Origin of the sequence: Streptomyces sp. NBC_00096 (assembly GCF_045041305.1) — a bacterium.
Lineage (GTDB): Bacteria > Actinomycetota > Actinomycetes > Streptomycetales > Streptomycetaceae > Streptomyces.
This window is the reverse complement of sequence record NZ_CP108221.1, coordinates 4222282-4240735: the sequence shown is the minus strand read 5'-3', so window position 1 is coordinate 4240735 and position 18454 is coordinate 4222282. Positions and strand designations below refer to the sequence as shown.

13 protein-coding genes and 1 other RNA gene are annotated in these 18454 nt (G+C 73.2%); 5 read left to right on the top strand and 9 right to left on the bottom strand.

Annotation, left to right across the window (positions count from 1 at the left end; genetic code table 11):
* Positions 1–18: 18 nt before the first annotated feature.
* Complete coding sequence (locus OG904_RS18585; RefSeq protein WP_405492345.1) at positions 19–1434, top strand: MFS transporter; 1416 nt, start codon at positions 19–21, stop codon at positions 1432–1434.
* Positions 1435–1595: 161 nt separating this feature from the next.
* On the opposite strand, the gene OG904_RS18580 is transcribed toward OG904_RS18585, so the two are convergent.
* From OG904_RS18580 to ftsE, 6 genes are all read right to left on the bottom strand, one after another.
* On the bottom strand, positions 1596–1940 hold the full coding sequence (locus OG904_RS18580; RefSeq protein ID WP_405492343.1) for a DUF6247 family protein: 345 nt from the start codon (positions 1938–1940) through the stop codon (positions 1596–1598).
* Between the two features lie 127 nt (positions 1941–2067).
* Positions 2068–2456, bottom strand: a transfer-messenger RNA (tmRNA) gene (ssrA, locus tag OG904_RS18575).
* Between the two features lie 126 nt (positions 2457–2582).
* Positions 2583–3068 (bottom strand): SsrA-binding protein SmpB, encoded by a 486-nt coding sequence (gene smpB, locus OG904_RS18570; RefSeq protein WP_382757586.1) that lies wholly within the window; start codon positions 3066–3068, stop codon positions 2583–2585.
* A gap of 18 nt (positions 3069–3086) precedes the next feature.
* Complete coding sequence (locus OG904_RS18565) at positions 3087–4328, bottom strand: S41 family peptidase (protein WP_405492340.1); 1242 nt, start codon at positions 4326–4328, stop codon at positions 3087–3089.
* A gap of 67 nt (positions 4329–4395) precedes the next feature.
* On the bottom strand, positions 4396–5319 hold the full coding sequence (gene ftsX / locus OG904_RS18560) for a permease-like cell division protein FtsX (protein WP_405492338.1): 924 nt from the start codon (positions 5317–5319) through the stop codon (positions 4396–4398).
* A gap of 17 nt (positions 5320–5336) precedes the next feature.
* A complete protein-coding gene (gene ftsE / locus OG904_RS18555) occupies positions 5337–6026 on the bottom strand; it encodes a cell division ATP-binding protein FtsE (RefSeq protein ID WP_214953925.1) in 690 nt (229 codons plus the stop codon).
* A gap of 224 nt (positions 6027–6250) precedes the next feature.
* Here ftsE and OG904_RS18550 point away from each other — a divergent pair, with 224 nt between their 5' ends.
* On the top strand, positions 6251–6445 hold the full coding sequence (locus OG904_RS18550; RefSeq protein ID WP_405492336.1) for a hypothetical protein: 195 nt from the start codon (positions 6251–6253) through the stop codon (positions 6443–6445).
* A gap of 120 nt (positions 6446–6565) precedes the next feature.
* On the opposite strand, the gene prfB is transcribed toward OG904_RS18550, so the two are convergent.
* Complete coding sequence (gene prfB, locus OG904_RS18545) at positions 6566–7675, bottom strand: peptide chain release factor 2 (protein ID WP_405492334.1); 1110 nt, start codon at positions 7673–7675, stop codon at positions 6566–6568.
* Between the two features lie 315 nt (positions 7676–7990).
* Between prfB and OG904_RS18540 the strand changes: the two genes are divergently transcribed.
* The gene (locus tag OG904_RS18540; protein ID WP_405492332.1) at positions 7991–9052 is read left to right on the top strand and encodes an isopenicillin N synthase family dioxygenase; all 1062 of its coding nucleotides are present in this window, start codon (positions 7991–7993) and stop codon (positions 9050–9052) included.
* Between the two features lie 359 nt (positions 9053–9411).
* Here OG904_RS18540 and OG904_RS18535 read toward each other — a convergent pair whose 3' ends face one another.
* Together OG904_RS18535 and OG904_RS18530 are read right to left on the bottom strand one after the other, a co-directional pair.
* Positions 9412–10653: a serine/threonine-protein kinase gene (locus OG904_RS18535; RefSeq protein ID WP_405492330.1), complete on the bottom strand. Its 1242-nt coding sequence runs from the start codon at positions 10651–10653 to the stop codon at positions 9412–9414.
* A gap of 168 nt (positions 10654–10821) precedes the next feature.
* Positions 10822–12654, bottom strand: coding sequence for a serine/threonine-protein kinase (locus OG904_RS18530; protein ID WP_405492328.1), 1833 nt, complete (start codon positions 12652–12654; stop codon positions 10822–10824).
* Between the two features lie 503 nt (positions 12655–13157).
* On the opposite strand from OG904_RS18530, the gene OG904_RS18525 reads away from it, so the two are divergent.
* Both OG904_RS18525 and OG904_RS18520 read left to right on the top strand, forming a co-directional pair.
* The gene (locus OG904_RS18525) at positions 13158–16865 is read left to right on the top strand and encodes an FHA domain-containing protein (RefSeq protein WP_405492326.1); all 3708 of its coding nucleotides are present in this window, start codon (positions 13158–13160) and stop codon (positions 16863–16865) included.
* Between the two features lie 136 nt (positions 16866–17001).
* The gene (locus OG904_RS18520) at positions 17002–18450 is read left to right on the top strand and encodes an ABC transporter substrate-binding protein (protein WP_405492324.1); all 1449 of its coding nucleotides are present in this window, start codon (positions 17002–17004) and stop codon (positions 18448–18450) included.
* Positions 18451–18454 lie beyond the last annotated feature (4 nt).

Here is an 18454-nt window from a genome sequence, read left to right as displayed (position 1 = left end):
CGCCGGGAGCCTTGCCCCATGCCCACCGACGCCGCTCCCGCGCCTGCGCCTGCGCCTGCTCCCGCCGCTCCCGCGCCTGCTCCCGCTCCCGCCGCGCCCGCCGCCACCCCCGCGCCCGTGCCCGACCGGCCGTCCGGGCCGCTGATGGCCGTCACCGGCAGCACGCTGGTCCTCGCGGCCGCCCCGGCGCGGCCGCAGGGCCTGCCGAGCGCCACCCGTTCGGGCCGTGCAGCCCGTGCAGCCCTTACAGCCCGTGCAGCCCGTACGGCCCGGCCTGCCGGCCCCTACCGCCGGCTCTTCGCCCTCCCCGGCACCCGCGGCTTCACCACCGGGAACCTCATCGCCCGGCTCCCCATGGGCATGTTCGGAATCAGCGCCGTCATGATGATCGCCGGTCAGCGCGGCTCGTACGCCCTCGCCGGCGCGGTCGTGGCGGCCGGCCTGGCCGCCACAGCCCTCGTGGCGCCCCTCACGGCCCGGCTGGTGGACCGGCACGGGCAGGCCCGGGTCGCCGTACCCGCCACCCTGATCGCGGTCCTCGGCTCGCTCTCCCTCGTGGCGTGCGTCCGCGGCGAGGCCCCCGCGTGGACCCTCTTCGCCTCCTACGCCGCCACCGCCTCCACCCCCAACATCGGCGGCATGTCCCGGGCCCGCTGGACGCACCTGCTGAAGGGCGAACCCGCCGCGCACCACACCGCGATGTCCTTCGAGCAGGCCGCCGACGAGCTGGCGTACATGCTCGGGCCGGTGGTCGCCGCCTTCCTGTGCACCGCCGCCTTCCCGGAGGCGGGCACCCTGGCCGGGGCCGTACTGCTCCTGACCGGGATGCTGGTCTTCACCGCCCACCGGGCGACGGAGCCCCCACCGGCGGCCGGGGTCCGGGGGCCCTCCCCGCTCCGCGCCCTGGGCGGGCTCCTGCCGCTCTTCTTCGTCCTCGGCACGATGTTCGGCTCGCTGGAGATCACCTCCGTCGCCCACCTCGGCGCCCACGGCCTCGGCGCGCTCTCGGGCCCGGTCCTCGCCCTCCAGGCGGCGGGCTCCTGCGCGGCCGGCCTGCTCTACGGAACGCTGCGCCCGCGCGGACTGCCCGTCTGCCTGGCCGCCCTGGCCTGCGCCATGGCACTGCCCTGGGCGGCGGCGGCCACGGGCGCGGTCCCCGCCCTCGCCGCGGCCCTGCTGCTGGCCGGCATGGCCACGGCCCCGGTGATGGTCACCGCGATGTCCCGGATCCACGCCGTGACCCCGCCGGGCCGCCTCAACGAGGGGATGACCCTCGCCGTCACCGCCATCTTCGCGGGCATCGCGGCCGGCTCCGCGAGCGCCGGCGCCGCCGTCGACCACCTGGGCACCACCGCCCCGTACGCCCTCCCGGCCGCGGCGGCCCTGCTGGCCCTCCTCCTGGGCACCTCGACACCGGCCACCCGCACCAACTGACACCCCACCAGATCACACCCCGGCCGGCGCTACCCGTACGGCGTCATGCCCCAGGGCCGCGAGTTCTGTTGCCAGCCTCTCGACCTCCGCGACCACACCAGGGGGCAAGCCCATGGTGTGGTGAGTGGGATCTTCGGTGTTGTAGTCCCAGCGCCAGTCGGTCACAGGCCCGCCTCGGCCTCCGCCGCCCGGAGGATCTGCTGGATCTCCGCGAGCGCATCCGAGGGGTCGTCCTGCCCGGCGTCGATCAGCAGCTCCAGGGCGCGGAGGCGGGCCGCACGGGCTGGGTGGCGGGCGACGGCCACGTTGATGGCCCAGATGTGGATGAAGGCGCGCAGGGGGGCGAGGCTCTGGGTCTGCTGCGCGTTCGTCGCGGCCTCCGCGAGGTGTTCGTCGAAGGCGTGGACGCGCGAGGGAACGATCCGCGTGATGGCATTCCGTATCGCGGCAACAGTGAGCTCCGGCATGGGGATCAACGGCCCGCCGGCGGGAATCGGCGCGCTCACGTGTCCTCCCGGGGCCTGCGGGCCACTCGAGCCCTCACCGTACCGCCCGCGGACCGGAGCACGCCGGGGGCGGCATGACAAAGGCCCCGCAGCCTGATGGCCGCGGGGCCTTTACCCAACATGGGGGTTGTGGAGATGGCGGGAATCGAACCCGCGTCCAACGGTGCAGAAGTAGGGCTTCTCCGAGCGCATTCCGCTGCGCTTTTCTCGGCCCCGGAGATCACACGGACAAGTCTCCGACGGGCTCAGTCACTGTTTGATTTCCCTCTATCCCCCGTGACCGGAGTTAGAGGTTTAGATCCCTAATTGACGCCAGGATCCGGACCGGGACCACTTCCGGGCTGACGCTCCTCACAGAGGCTTCAGCTCACTGTTATTAGGCAGCGAGGGTGAAGCGGGAGTTATCGCTCTTGGAGTTGGCGATTATTGTTTGCGACATATGGTTAACGAGATCATTGCCGCTTCCTCGGCTCGCTTCCCCTACATCGACATCCGCTGTCGAAACCGATCATCCCCATGTTTCACGCTATTGAGTTATGTACTGCTGTTGCACTGCTGCTGTGTACCGCTCAACCAGCGCCACCCGCGAACGTGTGGTGCTGACGCCATCCTACGCGACGTGGACCACACTCTGCCAGGAGATTAAAGCTGGCCGCGTTCCTTCCGCTTCACGGCCGAGATCACCCGGTTCGTCTCGCGCGTGTCCTGCTTCTCCCGCAGGGCCTGCCGCTTGTCGTACTCCTTCTTGCCCTTCGCCAGCGCGATCTCGATCTTCGCCCGGCCGTCCTTGAAGTACAGGGAGAGCGGCACGATCGTGTTGCCCGTCTCCCCGGTCTTCGACTCCAGCTTGTCGATCTCCTCGCGGTGCAGGAGGAGCTTGCGCTTGCGCCGGGCGCTGTGGTTGGTCCACGTGCCCTGGCTGTACTCCGGCACGTGGACGTTGTACAGCCAGGCCTCGCCGCTCTCCACCGAGACGAAGCCGTCCACCAGCGAGGCCCGGCCCTGACGCAGGGACTTGACCTCGGTACCCGTGAGCACGAGACCGCACTCGTAGGTGTCGATGATCGTGTAGTCGTGCCGCGCCTTCTTGTTCTGGGCGATCAGCTTGCGCCCTGTTTCCTTAGCCATAGTGCGGTCATTTTCGCACTACGGACCCACCCCGATGCCACTCAATACCGTGCGGGCCCGTTCCTCGACCCCGTCCGCCGCCGCCAGGTCCGGGGTGATGCCCCCGCCGTCCAGGCTGCGGCCCGCCGGGGTGCGGTACGTGCCGACCGTCAGCTCCGCCACCGATCCGTCCGGGAGCTCCGTCGGCATCTGCACCGAGCCCTTGCCGAAGGTGCGGGTGCCCACCGCCACCGCGCGGCCGCGGTCCTGGAGGGCGCCGGTCACCAGCTCGGCCGCACTCATGGTGCCGCCGTCGATCAGTGCCACCAGCGGCCTGGCCGTGTCGCCGCCCGGAGCGGCGTAGAGGGCGCGCTGGGCGCCCCGTACGTCGTACGTCGCCACCAGCCCGCCGTCCAGGAACGCGGAGGCGGCCGTGACCGCCTCGGCGACCAGACCGCCCGTGTTGCCGCGCAGGTCGAGCATGACCCCGCCGCCGGGCGGGGCCGCGCGGACCGCTGAGCGGACCCGCTCGCCGGAGCCCTTGGTGAAGGAGGCGACCTTGATGACCGTGATGCCGCCGGGCAGTTCCCGTACGGTCACGGGATCGCTGCGCAGCTCCTCGCGCCGCACCGTCTCGGTGAGATCGGTGCCGCCGCGGGTCAGGTTCAGCACCACGGGGGTGCCGGCCGCGCCGCGCAGCAGGGCCACCACCTCGGTGACCCGCAGCCCGGTCACGCCCTGTCCGTCGATGCTCAGCAGCCGGTCCCCGGCGCGCAGCCCGGCCCGGGCGGCGGGGCCGCCGGGCTGGACCCGGTCGATCTCGATGCGGCCGTCGCGCAGCCGCCCGGCCCACAGGCCCACGCCGGTCCAGTGACCGTCCAGGTCGTCGGCGAACGCCTCGTACTCGCTGTGGTCGTAGACCGTGCCCCAGCGGTCCCCGCTGCGGCTGACGACCTCCTGGGCCGCCGATTTGGCGGACTTGCCCTCGGCCACGGCCTCGGCGGCCGCACGGGCCACCGCCTCCCGGTCGGCCGTGCCCGCTTCGCGGGGCGCCCTCGCGTACGGTCCGGGCGCGGAGGGCCCCTTACGCGCCAGGAGGGCGGAGGCGCCGGCGGATCCGGCGGGTCCGGCGGAGCCTGCGGATCCGGCACCGCCGGGGTCCCAGCTGCCGGTGCACGCTCCGGCGCCGACGGCCGCGAGGAAGACCAACGTCAAGACGGCCCCGCGACTGAGGTCGCGGGGCCGGAGACAGGAGGCGGGGATACGCGGCAGGCGCAGCATGGCGCCGAGTCTAGGACAAGCCCCGCCGCGGTACGGATGGTTGGCCGTACCGCTCACGGGGCGCTTGTCACACCTTCAGGTACTTGCGCAACGCGATGAAGGCGGCCAGCGAGGGCATCAGCACACCGATGACCAGCACCAGCGGCAGCTTGGTCAGGACCGAGTCCCAGCCGATGAAGTTGATCAGCTCCATCTTGTCGCGCAGTGCGGCGCCGTGGTCGATCACGAAGTACTGGCCGGCGCCCAGCATGCCGCAGGCGAGCAGGGCCCCGATGAGGCCGGCGAAGGCGGCCTCCATGATGAACGGCACCTGGATGTAGAAGCTGGACGCGCCCACCAGCCGCATGATGCCGGTCTCGCGCCGCCGGCTGAAGGCGGAGACGCGCACCGTGTTGACGATCAGCAGCAGTGCCACGATCAGCATGATCAGCATGATGCCGAGGGCGGCCCAGTTGAGGTAGCCGAGGAGCCGGAAGAGGTTGTCCAGCACGGTGCGCTGGTCCTCGACCGACTGGACGCCGTCACGCCCGGAGAAGGAGGTCGTGATGACCTTGTACTTCTCCGGCTGCTTGAGCTTCACCCGGAAGGACTCGGGCATCTGGTCCGGGGTGATGGAGGCGGCCAGGGCGGTGTGCCCGAACTGCTCCTTGTAGTGCTTGAAGGCCTCGTCGGAGGACTCGTACGAGACGCTCTCGACGAGGTCCATGCCCTTGAGTTCCTTCTCCAGGGCCTGCTTCTGCTCCGGCGTCACCGCCCCCTTGGAGCAGGACGCGCCGTTGGTGGCCTCGGCGTCGCTCTTGTTGCACAGGTAGATCGAGACATTGACCTTGTCGTACCAGTAGCCCTTCATCTTGCTCACCTGGTCGCGCATGAGCAGGGAGCCGCCGAACAGGGCCAGCGACAGGGATACGGAAATGATGACCGCGAAGGTCATGGTCAGATTGCGGCGGAGACCGACCCCGATCTCCGACATGACGAACTGGGCGCGCATCGCGTCTCAGGGGCCTTTCAGTGCTGGTAGCCGTAGACGCCGCGCGACTGGTCGCGGACGAGACGGCCCTGCTCGAGTTCGATGACGCGCTTGCGCATCTGGTCGACGATCTGCTGGTCGTGGGTCGCCATGATCACGGTGGTGCCGGTCCGGTTGATCCGGTCCAGCAGCTTCATGATCCCGACGGAGGTCTGGGGGTCCAGGTTGCCGGTCGGTTCGTCCGCGATCAGCAGCGCCGGCCGGTTGACGAAGGCACGGGCGATGGCCACGCGCTGCTGCTCGCCACCGGAGAGCTCGCCGGGCATCCGGTCCTCCTTGCCGCCGAGGCCGACGAGCTCGAGGACCTGGGGAACGGCCTTCTTGATCTCGCCGCGGGGCCTGCCGATGACCTCCTGGGCGAAGGCCACGTTGTCGGCCACGGACTTGTTGGGCAGGAGCCGGAAGTCCTGGAAGACGGTCCCCAGCTGGCGCCGCATGTGCGGAACCTTCCAGTTGGAGAGTCTGGCGAGGTCCTTGCCCAGCACGTGCACCTGGCCGTGGCTCGCCCGCTCCTCACGCAGGATGAGCCGCATGAAGGTGGACTTGCCGGAGCCGGAGGAGCCGACCAGGAAGACGAACTCGCCCTTCGCGATGTCCAGGGAGACATCTCTGAGTGCGGGACGGCTCTGCTTCGGGTAGGACTTGGAGACGTTGTCGAATCGGATCACGGGTGCACCACGGTCGCCGGGAGTAGGTGTGCGTGACCATACGCGAACAGGCGCGAGGTGTGGGCCCGGCGTCCGGAGTTGCCCCGATATATCCCCTGGTCCGGAGGTGCCCGACCGCGTTTGCCCGGACGGGCCGCGCCGAATGCCGCCGGAGCTGGCACAGTGGTAGGGGAACCGACCGGTTCCCGCTGCCGTTGTAACCGAGGGGACGAAAGGAGGAGCGCATGACATATGACCGGCTCGTGTGCGCGAACTGCGCCGCACCCGTCAGCCAGGGCCGCTGCCCTGTGTGCCGGGCGAACCGACAGCGCCTCCAGCAGGAGGGCCCCTTTTCCGGCGGCCTGAATCCGGTGGCGCTCATCGCGCTGCTGGTGATCCTGGTGGCCGCACTGGCCCTGGTGGCTCAGCAGACGGCGTAGCTCCTCAGCCGCCACGTCCCGATCAGACGCACAGCGCGAGGGCCCGGACACCGATCGGTGTCCGGGCCCTCGTTGCTGGTCAAGCGCTCCTGAAGCGCCGCCGGAGCGCTGCCGGAGTCCTTACGCGGTCTGCTCCTGCTGCTTGCGCCAGCGGATCCCGGCCTCCAGGAAGCCGTCGATCTCGCCGTCGAGCACCGCCTGCGGGTTGCCGACCTCGAACTCCGTCCGGAGGTCCTTGACCATCTGGTACGGGTGCAGGACGTAGGAGCGCATCTGGTTGCCCCAGGAGCTTCCGCCGTCCTTGAGGGCGTCCATCTTGTCCTTCTCCTCCTGGCGTCGCCGCTCGAGCAGCTTGGCCTGGAGGACGTTCATCGCGCTGGCCTTGTTCTGGATCTGCGAGCGCTCGTTCTGGCAGGAGACCACGATGCCGGTCGGCAGGTGCGTGATGCGCACCGCCGAGTCGGTGGTGTTGACGCCCTGCCCGCCGGGACCGGAGGCGCGGTACACGTCGACGCGCAGCTCGGCCTCGTCGATCTCCACGTGGTCGCTGGTCTCGACGACCGGGAGCACCTCGACGCCCGCGAAGGAGGTCTGGCGCCGGCCCTGGTTGTCGAAGGGCGAGATCCGGACCAGGCGGTGGGTGCCCTGCTCGACGGAGAGGGTGCCGTAGGCGTACGGGGCCTTGACCACGAAGGTGGTCGACTTGATGCCGGCCTCTTCCGCGTACGAGGTCTCGTAGATCTCGGTCGGGTAGCCGTGGCGCTCGGCCCAGCGCAGGTACATGCGCTGCAGGCGCTCGGCGAAGTCGGAGGCGTCCACGCCACCGGCCTCGGCGCGGATGTTGACCAGCGCCTCGCGCTCGGCGTACTCGCCGGAGAGCAGGGTGCGGACCTCCATCTCGTCCAGCGCCTTGCGTACGGAGACCAGCTCGGTCTCCGCCTCCGCGAGGGTGTCCGCGTCGTCCATCTCCTGGGCGAGCTCGAACAGCACCGAGAGGTCGTCGATGCGCCCGCGCAGGTTCTCGGTCTTGCGGACCTCCGCCTGGAGGTGCGAAAGCTTGCTCGTGATCTTCTGAGCGGCATCCGGGTCGTCCCACAGGGACGGCGCGGCGGCCTGCTCCTCGAGCACGGCGATATCTGCCCTCAGCTTGTCGAGGTCCAGGACGGCCTCGATCGACCCCATGGTCGAGGAGAGGGACTTCAGCTCTTCGGAAACATCGACGACTGCCACGGGTCCAGCGTAGCCGGTCCCCGGGGGCCGATCTCCGGCCAGGCCGGATCACCCGTTCTAATGACGGCCCGTACGGGCGTACGCTCACGATATGACCGTCTTCCTCGTCAAGCGCCGCCATGTGGACCACATGCGTGTCACCACGACGAGCTGTCTGCCGCCGGACCTGCCCCAAGCCTGATCCACCCCGATCCGACTTGGTCCTGTACGCGGCCTCGCGGTCCCGGCGCCAACCCTGCCGGCGGCCCCATCCCCCGGCCGCGGCCCCCGCCATCCCTGGGGACAGGACCCCGTGACATCCGAAACGGAGTCGTCATGCCGTCCGCGCACCCTTCTTCCACCACCTCCTCCCCTGCTTCCGCTCCTTCCGCTCATTCCGCTTCCGCGCACTCCCTTCCGGTCCTGGACCTGTCCCACGCCGATGATCCGGCGCTGCGCGACTCCTTCCGCGAGGAACTGCACGCGGCCGCCCGGGACAGCGGTTTCCTGCACCTCACCGGGCACGGTGTCACCGCCGCCGAGACCGCCCGCATCCTGGAGCTGACCAAGGCCTTCTTCGCGCTCCCGGAGGCCGACCGGCTGGCCGTGAGCAATCTGAACTCCCCCCACTTCCGGGGCTACACCCTCATCGGGCACGAGCTGACCGGCGGCGCCTCCGACTGGCGCGACCAGCTGGACGTGGGCGCGGAGCGGCCGGCGCCGAAGGTGGGCCCGGACGACCCGGCGTACCTGTGGCTGGAGGGCCCCAACCAGTGGCCGGCTTCCCTCCCGGAGCTGCGCACCGCGGTCCTGGAGTGGCAGTCCCGGCTGGCGGCGGTGGCCCACCGCCTGCTGCAGGAGCTGCTCGCCTCGATCGGCGCCCCGGCAGACTTCTTCGACGCGGCCTTCGCGGACCGGCCCCACCTGCACACGAAGCTGATCCGCTACCCCGGATCCGCGCCGACCGGCACCGACCAGGGGGTCGGGGCCCACAAGGACTACGGCTTCCTGACCCTGCTCCTCCAGGACTCGGTCGGCGGGCTCCAGGTGGTCCGCGACGGGGCCTACCTGGACGTGCCGCCGATGCCGGGCGCGTTCGTGGTCAACCTGGGCGAGCTGCTGGAGATCGCGACGGAGGGGTACCTGACCGCGACGGACCACCGGGTGGTCAGCCCGCAGGGGGCGGTGGAGCGCTACTCGGTGCCGTTCTTCTACAACCCGCGGCTGGACGCCGTCATCGAGACGGTCCCGGGCGACTACCTGCGCTCGGCGCCGGGCATCGCCCACGACGCGTCGAACCCGCTGCACGCGGAGTACGGCCGCAACGAGCTGAAGGGATGGGTCCGCGCCCACCCCGCCGTTGCGCGGCGCTGGCACCCGGAGCTGGTCGGCGCGTAACCACCGCCGCGGCGGCACCCGGGCCCGGCGACCGCGCCGGGCCTCCCCCGTGCCTCAATCGCCGGCGGGGCTGGATGTGCCTCCGGCGGCGCCTCAAACGCCGGCGGGGCTGGATTTTCCGGCCCCCCGGCGATCACGTGCGGGCTGAGGCCGGCCAAGATCCAGCCCCTCCGGCGTTTGAGGAGCGGGGTCTGGGGCGGAGCCCCAGGAGGGGTCCGGGCGCAGCCCGGGGAACGGTGGAAGGGCGGGTAGGGGACGGCCCCGCAGGGCAGCCCCGGGGTGCGGGGCCGCGGAGTCACCGGGACGCCGGGGCACCGGGGCACCGGGGCACCGAGCTACCGAGCTACCGGGCTACCGGGCTACGGAGTGGCCGGGCCGGACTGTTTGTTGTCCTGGGGCGGCGGGGAGTCCGAGGACACCGCCAACCAGCTGCCGACCCCGACCACAGCGGCCAGCACAACGGCGGCAGCCGACAACGCCAGCCTCCGCTTGCGCACCGTCTCCGCCCGGTGCCGCGCGGCCCCCGGCCGGTGCCCGCCGGCCGGCCGCGGCACCCGGGCCGTACCCAGCGCACCGCCCGCCAGCTCCTCCGGCCCCGGCACCCGCATCGAGGTGTGGGTGTCCCGGTTGGAGTCCGTGGAGGACCCCGGCACCAGCGGAACCACGCCCCGCCGCCGAACCGGGTCCGCGGCTTCCTGTTCCGGGAAGTCCGCCGGCTCCGGCTCGTCCGGCTCGTCCACGTCCAGCGGCGGCATCCCCGCCAGCAGCGGCAGCAGCTCCCGCAGCCGCAGGGAGAGTTCCGAGGCCCGCAGCCGCGAAGCGGGGGCCTTCGCCAGGCACTGGACGATCAGCTGCCACAGCTCGTCGGGGATACCGGGCAGCGGGACGACGGTTTCCGTCACGTGGCGCCGTAGCACCGCCCCGGGATGCCCGCCGCCGAACGGCGTGAAACCCGCCAGGAGTTCGTACAGCACGGTGGCCAGGGCGTAGATGTCCACCGCCGCTCGCGGCGGCAGGCCCTCCACGATCTCCGGCGCCAGGTAGTCGGGCGTCCCGATGATCCGGGTGGTCGGGGCGGACGCCCGCCCGCCGGTGGCCCGCCGCGGGGAATCGATGAGCTTGGCCACGCCGAAGTCGGTGAGCAGCGCCGGGTGCGCGCCGCCCGGCCCGAGCGGGCCCTGCATGTCGAGCAGGACGTTCTCCGGTTTGACGTCCCGGTGCACGACCCCGGCCGCGTGCGCCGCGGCCAGCGCGTCCGCGACGTCCGCGACGATCGCGACGGCCGCCTCGGGGGCGAGCCGCCGCTCGCGGTCGAGGCGGGTACGGAGATCCGTACCGCGGACGAGGTCCATGACGAGGGCCAGGTCGTTGCCGTCCACGACGAGGTCGCGGACGCAGACGACGTGCGGGTGCTCCAGTCCGAGCAGCGCGCTGCGCTCCTGGACGAACCGTCCGACGAGTTCCTGGTCGGACGCGAGGTCCTCGCGCAGCAGTTTGACGGCGACGGGCCCGTCAGGCCCCTCGCCCAGCCACACCGTGCCCGCGCTGCCGCGTCCAAGGATCTGGTGCGCGGTGTACCGGCTGCCGATCTTCCGTGCCACAACTGCTCCCTCAGCGGCTGGCGTACGCACCAAAGCTACGCGGCCGGGTGGGGGTTGGAGCCCACGGATCGCGGCGACCTTCACTTCTGCGGGCGAAATCACGTCCCGGAAGTCGACAAATCCATGAAGTCAGTGGCGCGGGGCCCGGTTCGGCCCGTTTCGGCCCGGTCAGGGGTTCGGGCCACCCGTCGAGTCGCCGATCGCGCTCACCCAGTCCACGACGTCGGAGCCCCAGGTCCACACCTGGTCCCACCAGCCCTTGCCGGTGCCGACCCACTCCTGGAGCGGGGTCAGCTCCCAGATCAGCCAGCCCGCGACGAAGAACACCAGGATCATCACCAGGCAGCCCTTGAGGCAGCCCAGCCCCGGGATCCTGACCGGGTTCGCACTGCGGCGCGGCTCGCGCGGCTCGCGCTGGGGCGGCTGCTGACGCGGCGGCGGTCCCTGCGGGGGCTGCTGCTGGGGCTGCTGCTGGGGCTGGCGGTACTGGGGCTGCCCCTGCGGCTGCTGGTACTGCTGAGGGTGGTGCTGCTGCGGCTGGTAGTGCTGCGGCGGGGGCGGCGGGGCGTACTGCTGCTGCTGGTACTGCTGAGGCTGCTGGTACTGCTGCTGCGGCGGGCCCTGGCGGTACTGCGGCGGCTGCTGCGGCTGTTGGCCCCGCTGGGGCGGCTGCTGGCCGCGCGGGGGCTGCTGCGGCTGCTGGTACTGCTGCTGCGGCGGCGGGCCCTGCCGTTGCGGACGGCGGCGCAGCGGGTCCTCGCTCGGGTCGAGGTACTGCATCTGCGTCTGCTCGTTGCGGTCGCGGGCCGCCTGCATCTGCGACTGCCACGGGTGCGGCTGGTCCGGCCGCTGCACGGGCGGCATCACGGAGGTCGGATCCGCGCCCGGACCACCTCCCGGACCGCCTCCCGGACCACCTCCCGGCCCGCCGGTGCTCGGCAGCACGGAGGTGGCGTCGGCCGCGCCGACCGGCGGCAGCACGCTGGTCATGCCGTTGGGGTCGTAGGCCCCCAGCGGGGAGATCCCGGCGCCTCCGGGCAGCACCTGCGTCGCGTCGGCGGCGCCCGGGGTCGCGGGGACCGGCGCGGGCGAGGGGTCGGGCGCGAGGAGCGCGCCGACGCCGAGCGCGGCCTCGACCTCGGAGACCGTGGAGTGCACTCCGATGCCGGAGGCGACGACGCGCAGGCCGCGCGCCAGGCTCTCCGCGCTCGGGCGCTCGTGGGGCTCCTTGCGCATGCAGCACTCGATGACGGTCCAGAGCGGCTCGGGCACGTTCGGCGGGCGCTGCGGGTCCTCGCTGAGGTGGCGGTGCAGGACCTCCAGCGCGGTGCCGCCGGCGAAGGGCGGACGGCCGGTGAGGAGCTCGTAGAGCAGGATGCCGGCGCCGTAGATGTCGACGGCGGAGGTCTGCGGGCGGCCCTCCGCGGACTCGGGGGCGACGTAGGCCGGGGTGCCGACGAACTCGTGCGTGCGCGTCAGGCCCGGGGAGTCGGCCAGGCGCGCGATGCCGAAGTCGGTCAGCATCGGCTTCATCTGGCCGTCGCGCTCGTCGAGCAGGACGTTGGCGGGCTTCAGGTCGCGGTGGACCACGCCGTCGGCATGGCTGGCGGCGAGCGCGTCCGCGATCTGGGCGGTCAGCAGGCTCGCGGCGACCGGCGTGAAGGGGCCGTTCTCGCGGAGGTACTTGTGCAGGTCCGGACCGTCGATGAGGTCCATGACGAGCGCGAGCAGGTCACCCTCGACCACGAGGTCGCGGGTGCGGACGATGTTGGGGTGGGTCAGGCGCAGCAGGACGGAACGCTCGCGCAGGAAGCGCATGACGATGTCCGCGTCCTGGGCCAGCTCCTCCTTGAGGACCTTGATGGCCACGGTCTCGCCGGGGTGGCCGGCCACGGCCGCCTCCGCGCCGGCGGCCTCCCTCTGGCGGGCGCGCCAGACGGTGCCCGTGGCGCCGCGCCCGAGCGGCTCCTCGAGCAGGTACTTGCTGCCGACTGGCCGCACGTCGCGCGCTCCCTGCTGTAGTCGATGGTCGATTTCGGCGAACTGTCCGGCTGGTCCGGCGAACGATCCGGCACATGGTTTTCCGGCCCACTCTAGGGGTTGTCCGAGGGAAGACGCGGGGCGTGGAGGGTTGGTTGCCGCACATATGCACGAAGGGTGATGTTTGCGGTGTATGCCAGGGGCGATTTTCCTCCGGTCGGTGTCGATATCCGATCGGCCCGCTGGCCGGTCCCGTGCCCATCCCGTGCCGGTCCGCGACCGATCAAGATCACTTGTTGGTGGGTGGCGGGCGCGTCGCGGACGACAGGTGCGAGGATGCACCCGTACGGAACGGCCGGGACGGGAGCCCCGCCTTCCGGGCAGACCTGACCGGACGACGCGTCCGTGCCGGGTGGGGGTGGGCGGACAGCCATGTCATGTCATGCAAATGACGTGTGACATGTCCCGCAGGTCCCTGCCGGGCGCACACACCGCGCACCGCGCAGAAGGGACCGCTGACGGCGATGCAGATCCGGCTGACCGTCCTTGGGTCGGGGTCGCGCAGCGGCCACCAGACCGCCACCGCGACCGCCTCCGGCGGGGGCACCGGCGGAGGCGGCGCACCGGCGAGCTGTGACGTACTCGTCACCGCGCCCGCCGGTACCGCGCTGTCCTCGGTGGCCTCAGGGCTCGCTGCGACCGTCGGCGGGCCCGACACCGGCGGCACGGTCGTGCTGTACGCCGGTACGGAGCGGCTCGACCCCGCCCGGTGCGCGCTCGGTGAGCCGCCGCTCGTGGACGGCGCGGTGCTGTCGCTGAACGTGCCCGGCCCCGACCTCCAGGCGGACGCCGAGACCGGGGACGGGCCGCAACTGCACGTCGTGGCCGGGCCGGACGCGGGTGGTGTGCACCTGCTGCACCCGGGGGCGATCCGGATCGGGCGCTCGGCGGACGCGGACGTACCGCTGGACGACCCCGACGTCTCGCGCCTGCACTGCACCGTGACGGTGCTCCCGGACGGGCGGGTGGCGGTGGCCGACCTCGGGTCGACGAACGGTACGACGCTCGACGGCGCGGTGGTCGGCGCGGAGCGGGTGTCGCTCGCGCCGGGTGCACTGCTGCGGGTGGGCGAATCCACCCTCCGCCTGGCCGTGGGCCCGGCCCCCGCACGCCTCGCGGTCACCCCCGACCTGGAGGGCCACCTCTCCCTCACCCTCCCGGACCCTCCACCGGGCCCCACCGCCGACGGCGGCACCCCGGGGCCCGGGACCGCACCCGACCCCCACCCGAACCCCTCCCCGGACGAAGCCCGCACCGGCGCCCCCTCCGGGGCGTACCCCGGCGGCGGGACCTCCGGCGGAGCCTGGAGCGGCGTCACCTCCGGGGCGTACCCCGGCGGCGGGACCTCCGGCGGCGCGCGGGGGGTCGGCGGGGGCCCGAGGGGACAGTTCCCCCAGCCCGCCCCTTCCCGTAACGGGGGCTCCGCCCCCGACCCCGTCTGGCCCGGCGCGGAACCCGGCGGCCGGGCCACCGGCCCGGGCCTCCCCGCACCCGCCGCGAACTGGGACGGCACCGCCGACCAGGGCCACGGCGGCCCGACCACCACCCCGCGCACCGGAGCCGACCGGGGCACCTCCGGCACCGGACAGCACGCCGGAGCAAGCTGGGGCGCGCCCGATCCGGGCCAGTACGGCACCGGCGGCACCGGGCGGTCCACCGCCCCCGGCACCGGACAGCACGGCGCAGCGGGCTGGGGCACCGAGCAGTACGGCGCAGAGAGCTGGGGAACCCCGGGCTCGGGTCAGTACGGCACCGGCGGCACCGAACAGCGCGGGACCGGCGGCACCGGGCAGCCCGCCACCCCCGGCACCGGGCAGCACGGCGAGGGCACCCAGAGCACCGCACAGCACAGGGGAACCGACTCGGGCACCCAGAGCACCGAACATCACAGCGGAGCCGGCTGGGGCACCCCCGCTGGCGAGCAGCACGGCGGGGGTGGCGGGGGCGCCCCCGCCACCGGCCAGTACGGCACCGGCGGCGCCGGACAGTCCAGCACCCCCGGCTCCGCCGCCCCCGGTGCGGACGCCGCCCCCGGTGCGGACATCGCCCCCGAGCCCCGTCGCGGGGCCCGTCGCGGGATCGGGGCGTGGGCCCGGAAGTGGGTGCGGGGAGCGGAGGCCGCGGAGGTGGCTGAGGAGGTGGCCCAGGCCGAGGCCGCCGTCGCCGCGCGGCCCGGTTCCGACGATCCGGCGGCCCTGCTGCTCGCCGCCCTCGGGCCGGCCCCGCGGCTGTGGGCCGGGCCCGCCGGGCTCGACGTCACGCTCGGCGCGGGCAGCGAGGTGGCGCTCCGCGAGACCGGCGCGCTCGGCATCGCCGGGCCCCGGGCCAGGCTGACCGGCGTCGCCCGGTCGGTGATCGCGCAGCTCGCCGCCCTGCACGCCCCCGGCCAGCGCCTGGAGATCGTGCTGGTCGCCGCCGACCGGGCCCGCCCGCTCGCCGAACGCCGCCGCGACTGGGGCTGGCTCGGCTGGCTGCCCCACGTACGGCCCGCGCACGGGCAGGACTGCCGGCTGCTGCTCGCGTACGACCGCGACCAGGCGACCGCCCGCGCCGGCGAGCTGACCCGGCGCCTCGACGACGGCCCCCTCGGCACCCACTGGGCCGCCGCCCCGGCGGACGCCGTCCGCGAGGCCTCGTACGCCTACCGGGGCCCGTACACCCTCCTCGTCATCGACGGTGACCCCGGCTCCGGCGCGCTCCGGGACGTCACCGGCCGGCTCACCACCCACGGTCCGGCCGCCGGGATCCACGTGCTGGTCCTCGCGGACGCGCCGGCCGCGACGCCCGCCTCCCCGGTCGCCGAAACGTACGAATCGGCCTGCGCGGCCGCCCCCGCCTTCCGGGACTGCGCCGCCGCAGCCCTGCTCAGCGGGGACGTGGCCACGGCCGTACGGACCTTCGCGGTCTCGGGAGGCCGGCCGGCCGGGTCCGGCTCGATGGCCACCGCGGACGCCGTGTCGGCGGCCTGGGCGGAGCGGTTCGCCCGCGCCCTGGCCCCGCTCAAGGCCGACTCCCCATCGGCGGAAGGCGGTTACCGGCCGGCCGCCGCGAACCTGCCCCAGACCGCCCGGCTGCTGGACGAGTTGGGGCTGGCCCGGGCCACCCCGGCCTCCCTGATGGCCCGTTGGGCCGCCGCCACCGACCAGGGGCAGCGGGTCGGCGGTCTCGCCGAGATCGTCCTCGGCACCGGCCGGCGCGGGCCGGTGGGCGCCGAACTCGTCACCGACGGACCGCACCTGCTGATCGAGGGGCCCGCCGGCAGCGGCCGTACCGAGCTGCTCCGTTCCGTCGCCGCCTCCCTGTCGGCCGCCGCCCGACCCGACCGGCTCGGGCTGGTCCTGCTCGACGGGGCCGGCGGCGAACGCGGTGACGGGCTGCTGCCCTGCACCGAGCTGCCGCACGTCTCGGCCCACCTGGTCGCCTCCGATCCGCTGCGCATGCGGGAGTTCGCGCAGGCCCTGGGTGCCGAGCTCAAGCGGCGGGCCGAACTGCTGGACGGGGTCCCCTTCTCCGAGTGGCACGCACTGCGCGAGGTCTCCGACCGCTTGGTCTCGCCCCGCCAGCCCACCCCCGGCGAGCTGCGCGGGGACATCGACCCCCAGCGTTCCGGCACCCTGCGGCTACGCTCCTCGGCCACCCGCACCGACCCGGCGGCCGGTCCCAGCCCGCTGCCCCGCCTCGTCGTGCTGGTGGACGACTTCGACGCGCTGGTCGCGCCGGGGCTGGGCAGCACGGGCCGGCCCGCCGCCGGTTCGGTGGTCCGCGCGCTGGAGGCGGTGGCCCGCGAGGGTGCGCGGCTCGGTGTGCACCTGGTGGCCACCAGCGCCCGCCCGGACCGGACCGCCGATACCGAACTGGCCCGGCTGACCACCCTGCGCGTGGAGCTCGACGCCCCCGACCAGCCGGGGCCCGGCCGCGGCGTGCTCCGGTCCGCCGACGGCCGCACGGTCCCGTTCCAGGGCGGCCGGGTCACCGGCCGGATCCCGCGGACGGCGACGCTGCGGCCGACGGTGGTGCCGGTGGAATGGGAGCGGATGGGTGATCCGCCGGCCCGCCGCCCGGTCCGCGAGCTGGGCAACGGCCCGACCGACCTCGCCCTGCTGGCGAGCGCCCTGGACCGGGCCTCGCACCTGGTGTCGGCGATACCGGTGCTGTTCCCGCCGGCCCCCTGACCCCCTCCCCGGCCCCCTGAGCGACGGTCGTCCACCCGGTCGTACGCGGCGAGGCGCTATTGCGGGGGTGCGCGGGTCGGCGTAGACCTTGTGGCACGGGACACACCATCGCCAGCGAGGCATCGGGGGCACCGCCATGCGCAAGCACGGAACGAGCCGCACGAGGACGCTTACGGGACGCCGCACGAGAGTGCCCACGGGCCGCCGTACCGGGACACCCGACCGCGACCGTACGAAGGCGCTTGCGGGGCACCGCGCTTGGGCCGCCCTCGCGGCCGTCGGCGCGCTCGCGCTCAGCGGGTGCGGCGGCGGCGCCAAGGAGCCCCCGAAGGCGGCCGACGGTCCCACCCCGACCGCGGCCACGGTCGTATTACCCCGGCTCGACGGCGAGAAGCTGGAGGTCGCGGCCGTCTGGACGGGCCAGGAGCAGGAGAACTTCGTCAAGGTGCTGAAGGAGTTCGAGCGGCGGACCGGCGCCACGGTCACCTTCGTCCCGGCGCAGGACCCGATCGTCACCTTCCTCGGCTCGAAGATCGCGGGCGGCGCCCCGCCGGACGTGGCGCTGCTCCCGCAGGTCGGTGCGCTGGTCTCGGCGGTGAAGAACAAGTGGGCGCAGCCGGTCGGCACCGAGGCGCAGGCCCAGCTCGACAAGAACTACTCGAACGGCTGGAAATCGCTGGGCGCGGTCGACGGCGCCCAGTACGGCGTGTACTACAAGGCCGCCAACAAGTCGCTGATCTGGTACAACGCGAAGGCCTTCGAGGCGGCGGGGGTGAAGCCCCCCAAGACCTGGAAGGAGCTCATCGCCGCGGCCGACACCCTGTCCGCGTCCGGCACCCCGGCGGTCTCGGTGGCCGGTGCCGACGGCTGGACCCTGACGGACTGGTTCGAGAACGTCTACCTCTCGCAGGCGGGCCCGGAGAAGTACGACCAGCTCGCCGGGCACCAGCTCAAGTGGACGGACGACAGCGTCAAGCAGGCGCTGACCACCCTCGCCGAGCTGTTCGGGCGGGCGGACTTCCTGGCGGGCGGCCAGAGCGGGGCGCTGGCGACGGAGTTCCCGAAGTCGGTGACGCAGACCTTCACCGGCGGTGACCGGCCGGCGGCCGCGATGGTCTACGAGGGCGACTTCGTGGCGGTGAACATCGCGCAGACGCAGGCCAAGGTGGGCACGGACGCCCTGGTCTTCCCCTTCCCCTCGGTCGGCGCGAAGGCCCCGGTGGTCTCGGGCGGTGACGTGGCGGTCGCGCTGAAGGCCTCGAAGGGCGCGCAGGCGCTGCTGACGTTCCTGGCCTCGGCCGATTCGGCGCGGATCCAGGCCCACGAGGGCGGTTTCCTCTCCCCGAACAAGTCGGTCGAGCCGGGCGCGTACCCGAACGACATCCAGCGCGGCATGGCCCAGGCCCTGATCGCGGCGGGCGACGACTTCCGCTTCGACATGTCGGACCAGGCGCCGGCGGCCTTCGGCGGGACTCCGGGCGCGGGCGAGTGGAAGGCGCTCCAGGACTTCCTGGCGAACCCGTCGGACGTGGCGGGGACGCAGGCGAGGCTGGAGGCGGACGCGGCCAAGGCCTACGGGAACTGAGCCC